Annotated in this window: 16 protein-coding genes; 8 read left to right on the top strand and 8 right to left on the bottom strand. The window is 40.2% G+C overall.

Annotated elements, in window-relative coordinates:
* Nucleotides 1-336: 336 nt before the first annotated feature.
* Together serC and C5695_RS04920 are read left to right on the top strand one after the other, a co-directional pair.
* A complete protein-coding gene (gene serC, locus C5695_RS04925; protein ID WP_117729677.1) occupies nt 337-1,416 on the top strand; it encodes a 3-phosphoserine/phosphohydroxythreonine transaminase in 1,080 nt (359 codons plus the stop codon).
* Between the two features lie 124 nt (nt 1,417-1,540).
* The gene (locus tag C5695_RS04920) at nt 1,541-2,059 is read left to right on the top strand and encodes a tryptophan transporter (RefSeq protein WP_117729674.1); all 519 of its coding nucleotides are present in this window, start codon (nt 1,541-1,543) and stop codon (nt 2,057-2,059) included.
* A 49-nt stretch (nt 2,060-2,108) separates the two neighbouring features.
* On the opposite strand, the gene C5695_RS04915 is transcribed toward C5695_RS04920, so the two are convergent.
* Nucleotides 2,109-2,300, bottom strand: coding sequence for a membrane protein YhzF (locus tag C5695_RS04915; RefSeq protein WP_003211362.1), 192 nt, complete (start codon nt 2,298-2,300; stop codon nt 2,109-2,111).
* 128 nt (nt 2,301-2,428) lie between these two features.
* On the opposite strand from C5695_RS04915, the gene C5695_RS04910 reads away from it, so the two are divergent.
* Both C5695_RS04910 and C5695_RS04905 read left to right on the top strand, forming a co-directional pair.
* On the top strand, nt 2,429-2,785 hold the full coding sequence (locus tag C5695_RS04910) for a YtxH domain-containing protein (RefSeq protein ID WP_007497160.1): 357 nt from the start codon (nt 2,429-2,431) through the stop codon (nt 2,783-2,785).
* Between the two features lie 187 nt (nt 2,786-2,972).
* Nucleotides 2,973-3,590, top strand: a complete 618-nt coding sequence (locus C5695_RS04905; protein ID WP_117729672.1) for an HTH-type transcriptional regulator Hpr — start codon at nt 2,973-2,975, stop codon at nt 3,588-3,590.
* On the opposite strand, the gene C5695_RS04900 is transcribed toward C5695_RS04905, so the two are convergent.
* Nucleotides 3,568-3,912, bottom strand: a complete 345-nt coding sequence (locus tag C5695_RS04900) for a YhaI family protein (RefSeq protein ID WP_117729670.1) — start codon at nt 3,910-3,912, stop codon at nt 3,568-3,570. The genes C5695_RS04905 and C5695_RS04900 overlap by 23 nt on opposite strands.
* A gap of 232 nt (nt 3,913-4,144) precedes the next feature.
* Here C5695_RS04900 and C5695_RS04895 point away from each other — a divergent pair, with 232 nt between their 5' ends.
* On the top strand, nt 4,145-4,663 hold the full coding sequence (locus tag C5695_RS04895) for a DUF3267 domain-containing protein (RefSeq protein ID WP_117729667.1): 519 nt from the start codon (nt 4,145-4,147) through the stop codon (nt 4,661-4,663).
* A gap of 82 nt (nt 4,664-4,745) precedes the next feature.
* Nucleotides 4,746-4,931, top strand: a complete 186-nt coding sequence (locus tag C5695_RS04890; protein ID WP_072368131.1) for a hypothetical protein — start codon at nt 4,746-4,748, stop codon at nt 4,929-4,931.
* Between the two features lie 52 nt (nt 4,932-4,983).
* Here the strand turns inward: C5695_RS04890 and C5695_RS04885 are convergent, their stop codons facing one another.
* Both C5695_RS04885 and C5695_RS04880 read right to left on the bottom strand, forming a co-directional pair.
* Nucleotides 4,984-5,073, bottom strand: a complete 90-nt coding sequence (locus C5695_RS04885) for a YjcZ family sporulation protein (RefSeq protein ID WP_017360317.1) — start codon at nt 5,071-5,073, stop codon at nt 4,984-4,986.
* A gap of 145 nt (nt 5,074-5,218) precedes the next feature.
* Entirely contained in the window at nt 5,219-5,305 is an 87-nt protein-coding gene (locus C5695_RS04880) for a YjcZ family sporulation protein (RefSeq protein WP_008361129.1), read from the bottom strand.
* Nucleotides 5,306-5,466: 161 nt separating this feature from the next.
* On the opposite strand from C5695_RS04880, the gene C5695_RS04875 reads away from it, so the two are divergent.
* Nucleotides 5,467-6,342, top strand: a complete 876-nt coding sequence (locus tag C5695_RS04875; protein WP_117729665.1) for a peptidylprolyl isomerase — start codon at nt 5,467-5,469, stop codon at nt 6,340-6,342.
* Between the two features lie 60 nt (nt 6,343-6,402).
* On the opposite strand, the gene C5695_RS04870 is transcribed toward C5695_RS04875, so the two are convergent.
* The 4 genes from C5695_RS04870 to C5695_RS04855 all read right to left on the bottom strand — a co-directional run bounded on the left by C5695_RS04870 (nt 6,403) and on the right by C5695_RS04855 (nt 11,779).
* Nucleotides 6,403-6,633, bottom strand: a complete 231-nt coding sequence (locus C5695_RS04870) for a sporulation YhaL family protein (RefSeq protein WP_117729663.1) — start codon at nt 6,631-6,633, stop codon at nt 6,403-6,405.
* 115 nt (nt 6,634-6,748) lie between these two features.
* A complete protein-coding gene (yhaM, locus tag C5695_RS04865; RefSeq protein WP_106041471.1) occupies nt 6,749-7,696 on the bottom strand; it encodes a 3'-5' exoribonuclease YhaM in 948 nt (315 codons plus the stop codon).
* 62 nt (nt 7,697-7,758) lie between these two features.
* Nucleotides 7,759-10,548, bottom strand: coding sequence for an ATP-binding protein (locus tag C5695_RS04860; protein ID WP_117729661.1), 2,790 nt, complete (start codon nt 10,546-10,548; stop codon nt 7,759-7,761).
* Between the two features lie 16 nt (nt 10,549-10,564).
* On the bottom strand, nt 10,565-11,779 hold the full coding sequence (locus C5695_RS04855) for a metallophosphoesterase family protein (RefSeq protein WP_117729659.1): 1,215 nt from the start codon (nt 11,777-11,779) through the stop codon (nt 10,565-10,567).
* A gap of 173 nt (nt 11,780-11,952) precedes the next feature.
* Here C5695_RS04855 and C5695_RS04850 point away from each other — a divergent pair, with 173 nt between their 5' ends.
* Complete coding sequence (locus tag C5695_RS04850; protein ID WP_117729658.1) at nt 11,953-12,141, top strand: YhzD family protein; 189 nt, start codon at nt 11,953-11,955, stop codon at nt 12,139-12,141.
* The last annotated feature ends 1 nt before the right edge of the window (nt 12,142 follow it).

Raw genomic sequence — 12,142 nt, 5'->3', positions numbered from 1 at the left:
ACAAACCCTCGCATTCTTTGTCAGGTCTGCGCGCCGGTACTCACGAATGTCAAATTCGCTCCGTTCCGGTGCTCGTCCTTCCTATACTTCAAAGGTTTTCTATCACGCTGAAAAGAAGACAAAGGGCTAAAATGAACATCATTTTAGCCCTTTGTCAACAATCTTACCTCATCTTAACAGATGAGGTTTTTCTCATTTCTGCCTCTTTTTATTCCCTCTATCTCTTAATAGTAAGATATTTAGAACGATTCAAATTTTTTGTCCAATTGCTTCAAATTTGTGATAGGATGGTTTTATCTTTTGATCCATTAACGCGAGAAATAGGGAGAGATTGTGATGAAGCGAACGACGAATTTTAATGCTGGTCCGGCGGCACTGCCGCTAGAAGTGCTTGAAAAGGCACAGGAAGAACTTGTTGATTTTAAACAAACTGGAATGTCTGTGATGGAGCTGTCTCATCGCAGCGGTGAATATGAAGAAGTCCACAATAAGGCAAAAGCACTGTTGGTGGAACTGATGGACATTCCTGAAGATTATGAAGTCCTCTTTTTACAGGGCGGAGCTAGTCTTCAATTTGCGATGATTCCTATGAACTTTTTACATGAAGGCGAAACGGCTCATTTCATTCAAACAGGCGCTTGGTCAGAAAAAGCATTATCAGAAGCAAAAGGGTTTGGTGAAACATCTGTTTTCGCTTCAAGTAAGGACGACAACTACTCGTATATTCCAGATGTAGATGCATCCGCTTTAACAGATGGTGCTTACTTACACATCACATCAAACAATACGATCTTCGGCACTCAGTGGAAATCGTTCCCAGACACATCATTACCGCTCATTGCGGATATGTCCAGTGATATTCTCAGCAAAAAAATCGACGTTTCTCAATTTGATTTCATTTATGCTGGGGCACAAAAGAACTTAGGACCTTCTGGTATCACGATTGTGATCGCGCGCAAACGTTTATTAGAGAAAGAGAAAAGTAGTACACCGAACATACTAAAATATTCAACACACGCAAAAGCCAACTCTCTTTATCACACACCACCGACTTTTGCGATTTATATGCTGTCTCTTGTCCTTGAGCATGTGAAGCAGGCTGGCGGCGTAGAAGCAGCGGAAAAACGAAATGAACAAAAAGCAGGCATTCTCTATGATACAATTGATCAAAGCGGCGGTTTTTACAAAGGACATGCACGTTCTGACAGCCGTTCGCATATGAATATCACATTTACTCTTCGTGATGATGCACTCACCGCTTCCTTTGTAGAGAAAGCCAAGCAGGAGAAAATGGTGGGACTTGCCGGCCACCGTTCTGTCGGTGGATGTAGAGCATCTATTTACAATGCCGTATCGATTGAAGACTGCCAAAAGCTTGCAGACTTTATGAAAAAGTTCCAGCAAGAAAATGAGTAAAAAGCTTTTCTATAGAGAAATAAATTTGTTATAATAACGAGAAATATAAAGTGATGACTCTTGCAATAAATGATGAGCCATATTATTGGAGAGTTCTAAGAGCTTAGCAGAGGAGAGCATAGAAATGAAAACAAAAGAATTAGTCATTATGTCATTGCTTGCAGCAATGGGAGCTGTTTTGCATACGATTTTCCCGCCCATCTTTTTCGGAATGAAACCTGATATGATGCTGGTCATGATGTTTTTAAGCATCATTCTTTTCCCTAAGGTACAGCATGTAGTGGTGATTGGCCTCGTAACAGGCGCCATTTCTGCATTAACGACGGGTTTCCCAGGCGGACAAATTCCAAATATGATTGATAAACCAGTGACAGCCTTTATCTTCCTAGCCCTTTTCTTATCATGCTTGAAGATAAAGAACAAAGTGGTGCTGACCGCTGTGTTAACTGCTATCGGAACCATCGTATCCGGCGTGATTTTCCTATCTGCCGCTTTACTGATCACTGGACTGCCAGCTGCATTACCGGCACTTCTTGTGGGCGTTGTCCTGCCAGCAGCCGTGATTAATACCATTGCTATGGTATTTGTCTTCCCAATTGCTCAGTCCATTTTGAAGCGTGCAAGAATGATAGAAATTGCTTAACGAATCATTGAACCTCTTCATAATAGATGAAGAGGTTTTTTTCATGCTTTTATAAAAGAAAAAGGGTCAACAACAAAATGAGGAGCGAAATCCCTGCACCTGCCGCACACACAAGTGCTTTTTGCTTTAATACATGTTTTGGCGGATAAGACCCTGCATACCCCAGCTGTCTTGCATAATGAATAGAACCACCTGTGAAAACGACTCCGATACACGTAAAAACGAACAGAAAGACAGACAACCTTCTCCCCTCCCTTTTCTTCAAAAGTATGCTAAAATAAAGCAAGCTATGTATGGAAGTTCAATGAAGCTGATCGTCAGCTTAGAGAGAACATGCGAATGTGTAAAATTTGACTAGAGGTGATTTGAATGGCTAGTGGACGTTCTTTATTAACAGGGTTATTTGTAGGCGGTCTCCTCGGAGGTGCGGCGGTGCTCCTGACGACTCCCTCTTCCGGCAGAGATGTGCGCGGAAAGATGAAAGACGGCTATGACAAATTCGAAGATACGCTGACAAGATTAAAAAGAGATGGACAAGCTTTAAAAGAGCAAATTGTGGAAACAGCAAAAGAAAGTGCAGAGGTTATTAAAGAAGTCGGAACTGAGTTGCAAACATCGATTCAGCAATGGCGAGAGGAAATTAAACCTCATCAGCAGGACTTGCAAAAGGAAATTCAAGAAATTGAGGAAAAGCTCAAACAACTGGAGAAAACCTTACAAAACTAATATACTTCAAAAAAAATATTCGTTTACAAAAGTGTGCGGGGTGCGTATCCCGCACTTTTTTTGTTGAAAAAAGGTTATTTTGTCAATGTTTTTCATGACTTTTAAAAATTCTTGAATTTTCAGCTTTATTAATCTTTATTTTATTGGCATAATAGAATTACAAGAAAAAGAGAAGTAGGTGAAATGGATGAATCATTCGGAACAGCCTTTCGATGTAAAAGAAGCACTTTTATTCAGTCAAAGAATGGCCCAATTGAGCAAAGCTCTTTGGAAATCCATTGAAAAAGACTGGCAGCAGTGGATCAAACCGTATAACCTAAATATCAACGAACATCATATTTTGTGGATTGCGTATCAATTAAAAGGAGCTTCAATATCAGAAATTGCAAAGTTTGGCGTCATGCATGTATCAACGGCGTTTAACTTCTCCAAGAAACTGGAGGAACGAGGATTTTTAAAATTTTCTAAAAAGTTAAACGATAAACGCAATACGTATATTGAACTAACGCCAAAAGGCGAAGAGACATTCCATAAACTACTCGAAGATTTCGACCCGGCACGAACTGGTATTGTCAAAGGCGCTCAGCCGCTCCATGACATTTACGGAAAGTTCCCTGAGATTTTAGAAATGATGTGTATTATCCGAAACGTTTATGGTGAGGATTTCATGGAGATTTTTGAGAAATCGTTTTCAAACATTGAAAAGGGCTTTTTGAATGAGCGAGGAAAGGTCACGAAAAAGCCTGAGGAACTTGAGGACTCAGCTGAGGCAGAAAAATCGGCTAAAGCAAATCAAATTGTTTAATGATCTTTATAAATTCATTCATTAACGGCTGAAACAGCCCTTGATCATTCAAAGCAAATATCGTCTCATGGACATCTAGCTTTTCAATTAACTGTCCTGCAAAAAGCGCAAGGAGATCGTCAAACATGACGTAGCCTTGTGCTTTTTGCTTGTCCATTTCCTCCGAAAGCTCAGCACAAATACGGTTAATTTCCCCTGCCTCTTCTTTCGATACCCGCTGCCTGATCAATAATGCATAATATGGATAACGGCTCATATCGGTCACCGTCAGCAAAAGTTCCATATAATATTCGAGCTGGCTCAATCGTTCCTCAATACTCATGTACGTTCCCTCTTTCTCTTAGTCTTTCTATTTTAGCCGAAATTACTCATTGACGAAAGAGACGAACCTCCCCCTTCCGTCTTTTTTTCTTGAAAAATCCAAAGTTTCCTCTCTTTATTCCATATGAACACAACATTTTATTTTTTTTCATCAAAACCATTGATTTTTCTCCTCAGGAAGAGTAAATTATCTTGAGATATTCAATTAGTTTTTTAAGATTGGAAGGATGAAAATGAATTGTTGGAAGACCATTAATCTTGAAAAGGATTATGGTTATACGAGACTGATGATTTCAGCAATAAGTCTTACTATCTTTTTTTTCATTATGGCTTTTTTATGTTTTCAACTGACTCATCCTGAAACGAGACTAAGCAGCCACAACGCACCACTTTTTGCTGTGCTTTTACTTGTGACATTGCTTGTCCACCGTGTAGTTCACTTGATCCCAGTGATGAAAAACAAGAAAAAAATGACGTTATTTAAACGAAATTGCTGGCAGCGCGTGCCTAAGAAGGTGATGATACTATCACTACTCAGCCCATTTTGTGTGATCTCACCGGTTTACTTTATGTTAGGCGTGGCGTTTCCAACGTACGCACACTATTTTATCATCATCGCAAGTATTCATGCAGGCTATTGTTTGCCTGACTTTTTATTTGCATGGAAACTGCTCAAAGCACCTAAATCCTGCATCATCGATCAAGCTCAGGACGAGTTTGATATTTTAGTTGACCAAACATCCTCATCATGAGGTTTTTAAAGCCAACTTCTATCTTTTTCATAAAAAATTTGGTAATGTAGTATGGGAATAGCATAGAGAGGGGGGATCTCCGATAGTTTTATTTTACTTCATCGTCTTTGCCGCGTTTATTGTGTATTCAATAAACAGGCTTACTAATACATTATGCCTTGTCAGAGAGATTCCTGAAGAACGGCAAGATAAGGTGTTTCGCTTTATCAATGTATCGATACTGATCTTACTGATCTCATCATTTGTTGAAATTACCATTTCTATTTAAGATCAAAGCAAAAGCTGCCAGTTTGAGGGCAGCTTTTTGTGTATATTAATGATTAGCAAATCCAAGATGCACCGATAATGATCAATAAGATGAATAACACGACGACTAGTGCAAAACCGCCAGCAAAGACTTCTCCTCCCATGTGAAAACACCTCCTGCCAGTTCTTCCTCTGTTCTAAGCTCAGTGTATGCAGAAAAATTGAAAACGTTTAGGCACCTGTCATCGTTTGAAAAAAGAACCGCCCGCACGCACGGCAGGACGGCTCCTTTCTGTCACACCGATTTAATTAGTAAAGATATGCTGCACCAACGATGATCAGCAAAATGAATAGCACGACCAATAAAGCAAATCCATTAGAATATCCTGCTCCCATATAATTCAGCCTCCTTTTTGTGATCACTATATGTGTATGTCGCGTGCAAATTTTTGACTAGACGAATGCCCTTCCATTTGCATTTCTTTTTACTGCGTGTCACAATATGTTATGATACAAGCAATGGTAAATAAATTGGAAAGATTAGGAGTGTTTTTTGAATGAAAAAAATGGCTTTAGCAGCTGTAACAGCAGTTAGTGTATTAACTCTTGGCGCTTGCAGTAGCGGTGATAAAGATGTCATCGCAACAACAAAATCAGGAGATGTCACAAAAGAAGAGCTTTATTCAACTCTTAAAAAACAAGCAGGTGGAGATGCGCTAAACCTACTTGTTCAACAAAAGGTTCTTGCTGACAAATACAAAGTATCTGATAAAGAAATTGATAAGAAATTGGAAGAATATAAAAAGACACTTGGTGAAGATCGTTTAAAACAACTTCAAGATGAATTCGGAAAAGATTACATCAAAGATCAAGTGAAATATGAGCTGCTGACTCAAAAGGCTGCCAAAGCTAACATCAAAATCACTGACAAAGAAGTAAAAGCGTATTACGATGACCTAAAAGGAAAAATCCGTGCAAGCCACATTTTAGTAGCTGATAAGAAAACAGCTGACGAAGTGGAAAAGAAATTAGATAAAGGTGAAAAATGGGATGCCCTTGTATCTGAATATTCAACTGACACCGCTTCAGCAGCACAAGGCGGCGATGTAGGCTGGTTCGCAAAAGAAGGTCAAATGGACGAGAACTTCAGTAAAGCGGCTTTCAAACTAAAAGTAAATGAAATCAGCAAACCAGTGAAATCACAATTCGGCTACCATATCATTAAAAAGACCGAAGAACGCGGTAAATATGATGACATGAAAGCAGACTTGAAAAAGGAACTGCTTAATCAAAAGCAAGCAGACACAAATGAAATCCAAACCATCCTAAACAAATTGGTTAAAGATGCTGATGTGAAGGTAAAAGACAAAGAACTTGAAAACACGTTCAAAGAAAAATCTCAACAACCAGCACAAAATCAACAAGGCCAATAATCACAAAAACCCCCTCTGTCATTAAACGTGCAGAGGGGTTTTTTTGTAATATGGCTAGATTTAAGCAATCGAGTGATCTTCATGATTCGCCGTATCCTGGGATCTTTTCATTTGCTGATCCTGTCGTCTACGCTCTTTTTCCTGTTCCATTCGCTCGATAAAAATTTCTCCTTCCTTTTCAATAAAGGATTGATCAATTTCTTGCTCCTCTTTGGCTGTTGTCATTAATTTATACGCACAGAAAATAATGCCAATGATACATGCATACACCCACCACGGAAAAAACAACATTTTTTCATCGCCTCCTTTTTTCAGAACAGCTCTCTCTTCCTTTGTGTTACATGATTATGCGAAAAGAAGACAAGTTATGAAAAAAACGCCCGCATAAACGGACGTTTTGTCATGGTTACTCGTGATGAAAGGTTGGTTTATAAAACGAACGATTCTCTAGCGCAAAAATGCGTTCTGTATATTCTCCCGGCTTCACATGCTCGAGCGCACGATCCATCATGTTCATCTTCGCATCTAAATTATCAATATAGTGGAGAATTTCAGCTTCCTTCACCATTGGCGGTTTCGGGCTGCCCCACTCTCCTTTTCCGTGATGACTGAGTACTAAGTGCTGTAAAATTAGGATTTCTTCTGTATCAATGCCAAGCTCTTCAGCAGCTTTCGCAATTTCTGTCACCATAATGGAGATATGGCCAATTAAGTTCCCTTCCACCGTATAAGTGGTGGAAACTGGGCCCGAAAGCTCTTTTACTTTTCCTAAATCATGAAGGATGATGCCTGAATATAAAAGATCTCGATCTAGTGATGGATATAGATCAACAATCGATTTAGCCAAATGCAGCATAGACACCACGTGATAGGCAAGACCAGAGACAAATTCGTGGTGATTTTTTGTTGCTGCTGGATAATCAGCGAATTCCTGTCCATATTTTTTCAGCAAATGTCTTGTGACACGCTGTATGTTAGGGTTTTTCATATCAAAGATATATTGCATAATCGTATCCATCATATCGTGTTTTGGAATAGGAGCTGTTTCGAGAAAATCATCAATTCGAATTTGCTCATTTTCAGCAACAGGGCGTATATTCCTAAGTTTCAGCTGATTCCTCCCGCGATAATGATGAATATCGCCTACTACCTTCACAATGGTTTGTGCGGCATAGGTTTGTTCATCATTCTGCTTCGCATCCCATAGTTTCGCCTCAATATCTCCACTTTGATCTTGAAGAATTAACGTTAAAAATGGTTTGCCATTACTCGCTATCCCTTTAGTAGATGATTTAATTAATAAATGCAGGTCAACTTGTTCGCCGACATCATAGGTCATGATCCCTTTAGCCATTCAATAAAAGCTCCTTCCATGTTTCTGCTCATATAAGTATAACATAAGTCATTATTTGTCAATCATTCAACAGCTAAACTCGTAATCTGTCCATCTTCTGCTGCTTGTTTTATATGCTCATGACAGGTGAAATAAAAAAGCTGTGTTTCAAAACGTGTGAGCTCGTTCATCATCTCCAGCACTCTGCCTAGACGAACGTGATCGAAATGAACAAAGCTGTCATCCATCATAAACGGAAGCTGGCAATCTTGCTGATGAGACAAAGCAAGCGCAAAACGGATCGCCAGATAGATCTGTTCACACGTTGCCTGCGAAAGCTCCTCTGGACGGAATATTCGTCCATCCGTTCTTTTCACCATGAGCAAGTCATCTTCAGCTGAAAATAAAATCGCTTCATAACGATCATTTGTTAACGGTTGAATAAAACTAGAGGCTGTTTGTAGCAATGCAGGCAATCTAGTTTCTTTATGTTCATTCAGTTTTTCACGTATGACGGAGCGGACAAGCTGAATCGCCGCCCATTTTTTTGCGAGGTGCTTCGCATGCTCCTGCTCTGTGGCAAGCTGATGAGTCAAATCAGACACCGTTCCAGAAGCTTCTATTTGCCGGATTTCCACCGCTAGTTCTGCTAAACGCTTTTCCATATTCTCCGCATTCAATTGAACGTCATGAAGGTGCTGCTTTGCTTCTGCACACTCCTCCTTAAGGAGAGGTAGTCCTTTGCGAACAATCCATTCCTCCTCATCAAAACAACCGCTTCTATGAAGCTCTTGATTCAGCTGCTGTAGCTCAGAAAGTCGTTCCCGGTATTCTTTTGATAGATGAGAAAGCATCTGGTAATCTTCTTTGGACTCTGCTTCTACTTGACGAAAAAGCTCATCAGTTTGTTTTTCGTAATATTGAATTTCACCTTCTAGTGTCGTGAGCTGCTGCATCGCATGTTGAATGGATACGTGCAATGTCTGTCGTTCTTTTTCTCTTTTCGCCTCATCTTTCAATATCTCTTGAAAGGCTGAGATATTCTCCTGAATGGTTCCTTCTTTTATTTGAGGGATACTGCTTAATTTTGAAATTCTGCGCTCATATATCGATTGCCGGTCGGTAAGCGCGTCTATTTCGCGATGAAGCTCCTCATATGCCGCTGTATTCATTTTTAATTGTTTTAGGATATGGAAGGCTTCTACAAGAAAAGAAAGCTCAGACGACAAGCCCAGCCGTCTTTTCTTTTCCTCTATTAGCTGCTGGACAGGTTCCAGCTCTCGCTCCCAATCTTCATATTGCCGAATGATTCTTTCGTACAGAAGCTCCTTCTGCCTCATAAGTGTTTCAGCTGAAGCTTCTTGCACTTGAAAGGAGTCAGAGCCCCCTCCACCGCTTCCTTTTTTCATGAGGTTCATTTGGATGAATGGATAAATGACAAAGAAGAGAAAAGCAGAAAATCCCGCAAATAAAAACGTGATCCACCATTCTGTCATTAAGAATAGAACGAATAGAATCACAGCATCAAATGCGATCAAGCCTCGGAATAACCATGCCCATAAATGTTTCGGTTTCTCTTTCGTTCTTGTTCCATTCACATCATCTTCTGCCCCGCGCTGCCTGACTTGCTGTTCCTTTAATCCTGTTAGAGCGGCTTCTGCTTCGTCTAGCTCATGTCTTGCGTGATCAAATCGTTCATCTAACTGCGCCTTTCTGTCCATGAGACGGATGTATTGAGTCACAGTCTCCTTTAATTCCCACTCAAATTCAAGCGAATCGTCGATGTGCTCAAGCTTTATCGGGCGCTCCCATTTAAGCTTTGCTTCCGCTTCGTCTATTTTTTGTTTCAATGACTCACGGCTGGCTTGACACTCTGCTATGCGCTTTTTCACAAGCTCAGCATCAGATGCTTCATCTACAACTCGTTTCATCTCCATCAAGGTATCCTTGTCATAGAGCGGTTGAACTTGCATGAGTGAGGTTTGCAAATGATCTAACTTCTGCTTCAGTGCAGTCAATTGAGCCTTTTTCGGATGAAGATGTGATTCTAGTTTATCCAGCTCATGCTCTGTTTCTGCTCTAAATCGTTTAACACGGTCTGGATAACGGGCTAATTCCTTTTTCAACTCCACTTTTTTCTCAATCATAGGATAGACTCGTATGGATTCAGTCAGTTTCTGAATGTGTCCTTCTGCGTTCTTCATTTCATGCTGAAGTTTTTCGATTGTCTCCGATAATTCAGATTGCTCCTGTTTCTTTTCGGTATAGCCGCCTTCTACCAATTTCGCTTGTTTCAATTGACCTGTCAGTTCTTTTAAACGATCAAGCTGCTGATTTAATTCCGGCTTGCGCCCATTTGGTTTAAACAGCTGCTCCTGCTGCTTTAACAGCCTACTATCCATCTTGGTCGCCGCATCTGAGCCAAATAAACTTGAAAAAAGAAGAAATTCGCCTATTTGATCTTGATTTAAGGCTTGGACATTTTGCAGGCCAAACACATCAAATGAATAAATTGATTCGTATAATCTGTGATCTGTCCCTTTTAAAAGGGTCCGTAGAAAAGCTTCGTCTTTCACTTCACCATTCTGTAAAAACACCTGTGCCTGACCGCCTCGATCGGATGTTCTCTCAATATGAATGACGCCTAATTCATCATCGTGGCAAGTAAGGGAACCGCCATAAAAAGTACCCTGTTTCGTCTTGTACACCTTGTTTTTCGAAAAACCAAATAACATCGATTCAATAAATGCCTTCAATGTCGTTTTCCCCGATTCATTCAGGCCGTAAACTAGCTGAAAACCGTCATCAGAAAAGTGAAACGTCCGATTTGAAAATTTCCCAAAATGGGCGATATGGAGTGAACGTATTTTCATTATGCCTCTCCTTTTCTCATAATTGCTTCAGCTGTTCTGTCAGCAGCCTTTGTGCTTCTTCTTTTATATCCACTTCATCCTCTTTATTCAGGGCTTTTCCTGACTTCCTATAGGTTGGATGGCGCTTGATCGGTGATAGGAGCTCTTCATATGCCTCAAACTGAGAAATTTCAGCAGTGAGTTCCTTCAAAAAAGAATCTTCTGGATAGATCACATCCTCGTTTATTCGGGAATCAATCGACATCACCCAAACAAACACCTCATCCTCTTCTTCCTGTTCATGAAGAACAGTTAGCAGCTCTTCAAGCACCTCAAACTGTGTACGCTCAAAGTAAGGAGGAGGATCACCTGTCAGTTCAATTTTCACAAAATGAGGAACGCCATCCCCTTTTAGTTCACTGATCTTGCTTTCCACAAGTGTCACAAGATCCGTCATATGAACCGTTTCCGTGATGTCTATTGCAATTGTCTTAAACATCACATCCGCACAGCTAATAAATTCTGCTGTCTCAGAATCCTCGGAGAGTTGAACGACGTAACAGCCTTTCTCTCCTGTTTCCTTTATATGTCTTCCCTGTATGTTACCAGGATAAATAATCAACGGATCTTCATGCAGAAGGGCTCTCTTATGTATATGTCCAAGCGCCCAATAATCGAAATCTCGTGAAAGGAGCTGTTGAAGCTGAAATGGTGCATACGCATCATGACCTTCTTGTCCGGCTAATGTACCGTGAAGCATCGCAATGTGGTAGGAAGCATCAGTTGTTTTGACGTATTGAGCTGTCATATTTTCATAGACGGCCCGCTCTTTGTAGCTAAACCCATAAATACTTGCGACAAGCTGAGCCCCTCTATAATAGGAGTGCTCCCTCGGTGTACTGCTTGAAAAAACATGCACATTCTCAGGCCACTCAATCGGTGTCCATTCACCGCCTAAATGATCATGATTACCATAAATAATAAAGACGTCAATCCCTTGAGTTTTCAGTCTTAAAAACTGATTTCTTAAAAACAGCTGTGCTTTCAGGCTGCGATTGGACTCATCAAATAAATCGCCGCTTAGCAGCACAAAGTCTACTGCCCGTGCAATGGCAAGATCAAACATATTCTTCGCACTTTGAAATGTACTTTCTTTGAGCCGCTTAAATATGGAATGAGGTATAGTCGACATTCCTGCAAATGGACTGTCTAAATGTAAATCTGCGGCATGAATAAAGGTGAGCTTAGTCAAACGTCTATCTCCTTGTCCAGTACTGTCATTGTCCATATTTTATCATGCCATTTTTACGAATGCACGTTCTATCGCTTCTATTCTAAAAATCACATTTTGAAGGACTAAAAAAGAGGTTTTGCCTTATTCTTTGTTTAATTACATTAGAAAAGCAGAAGAAAGGAAGATGAGGAATGGAGAAGACATACTTTTTAACGGTATTTGACCGGTCGGGTGAGACTTTATTAAATGAAAAAATCACTACAGATAGTGATGATAAAGCAAAGGAATTAGGACGACATCGCTTAATCGAACAGCAATACACGAAGCATTCTCATCGGCTCGTTGATAATGCAGGGAAGCTGCTTTTATTTGAACGATAAA

Origin of the sequence: Bacillus pumilus (genome assembly GCF_003431975.1) — a bacterium.
GTDB lineage: Bacteria > Bacillota > Bacilli > Bacillales > Bacillaceae > Bacillus > Bacillus pumilus_N.
Note: the sequence above shows the minus strand (reverse complement) of the source record. Positions and strands in the feature narration are given on the sequence as shown.

Bases quoted from the DNA above. Each gene is read 5' to 3' on its own strand.
- serC (WP_117729677.1), top strand. From the start codon at position 337: ATGAAGCGAACGACGAATTTTAATGCTGGTCCGGCGGCACTGCCGCTA.
- C5695_RS04920 (WP_117729674.1), top strand. From the start codon at position 1,541: ATGAAAACAAAAGAATTAGTCATTATGTCATTGCTTGCAGCAATGGGA.
- C5695_RS04910 (WP_007497160.1), top strand. From the start codon at position 2,429: ATGGCTAGTGGACGTTCTTTATTAACAGGGTTATTTGTAGGCGGTCTC.
- C5695_RS04905 (WP_117729672.1), top strand. From the start codon at position 2,973: ATGAATCATTCGGAACAGCCTTTCGATGTAAAAGAAGCACTTTTATTC.
- C5695_RS04900 (WP_117729670.1), bottom strand. From the start codon at position 3,912: ATGAGTATTGAGGAACGATTGAGCCAGCTCGAATATTATATGGAACTT.
- C5695_RS04895 (WP_117729667.1), top strand. From the start codon at position 4,145: ATGAATTGTTGGAAGACCATTAATCTTGAAAAGGATTATGGTTATACG.
- C5695_RS04885 (WP_017360317.1), bottom strand. From the start codon at position 5,073: ATGGGAGGAGAAGTCTTTGCTGGCGGTTTTGCACTAGTCGTCGTGTTA.
- C5695_RS04880 (WP_008361129.1), bottom strand. From the start codon at position 5,305: ATGGGAGCAGGATATTCTAATGGATTTGCTTTATTGGTCGTGCTATTC.
- C5695_RS04875 (WP_117729665.1), top strand. From the start codon at position 5,467: ATGAAAAAAATGGCTTTAGCAGCTGTAACAGCAGTTAGTGTATTAACT.
- C5695_RS04870 (WP_117729663.1), bottom strand. From the start codon at position 6,633: ATGTTGTTTTTTCCGTGGTGGGTGTATGCATGTATCATTGGCATTATT.
- yhaM (WP_106041471.1), bottom strand. From the start codon at position 7,696: ATGGCTAAAGGGATCATGACCTATGATGTCGGCGAACAAGTTGACCTG.
- C5695_RS04860 (WP_117729661.1), bottom strand. From the start codon at position 10,548: ATGAAAATACGTTCACTCCATATCGCCCATTTTGGGAAATTTTCAAAT.
- C5695_RS04850 (WP_117729658.1), top strand. From the start codon at position 11,953: ATGGAGAAGACATACTTTTTAACGGTATTTGACCGGTCGGGTGAGACT.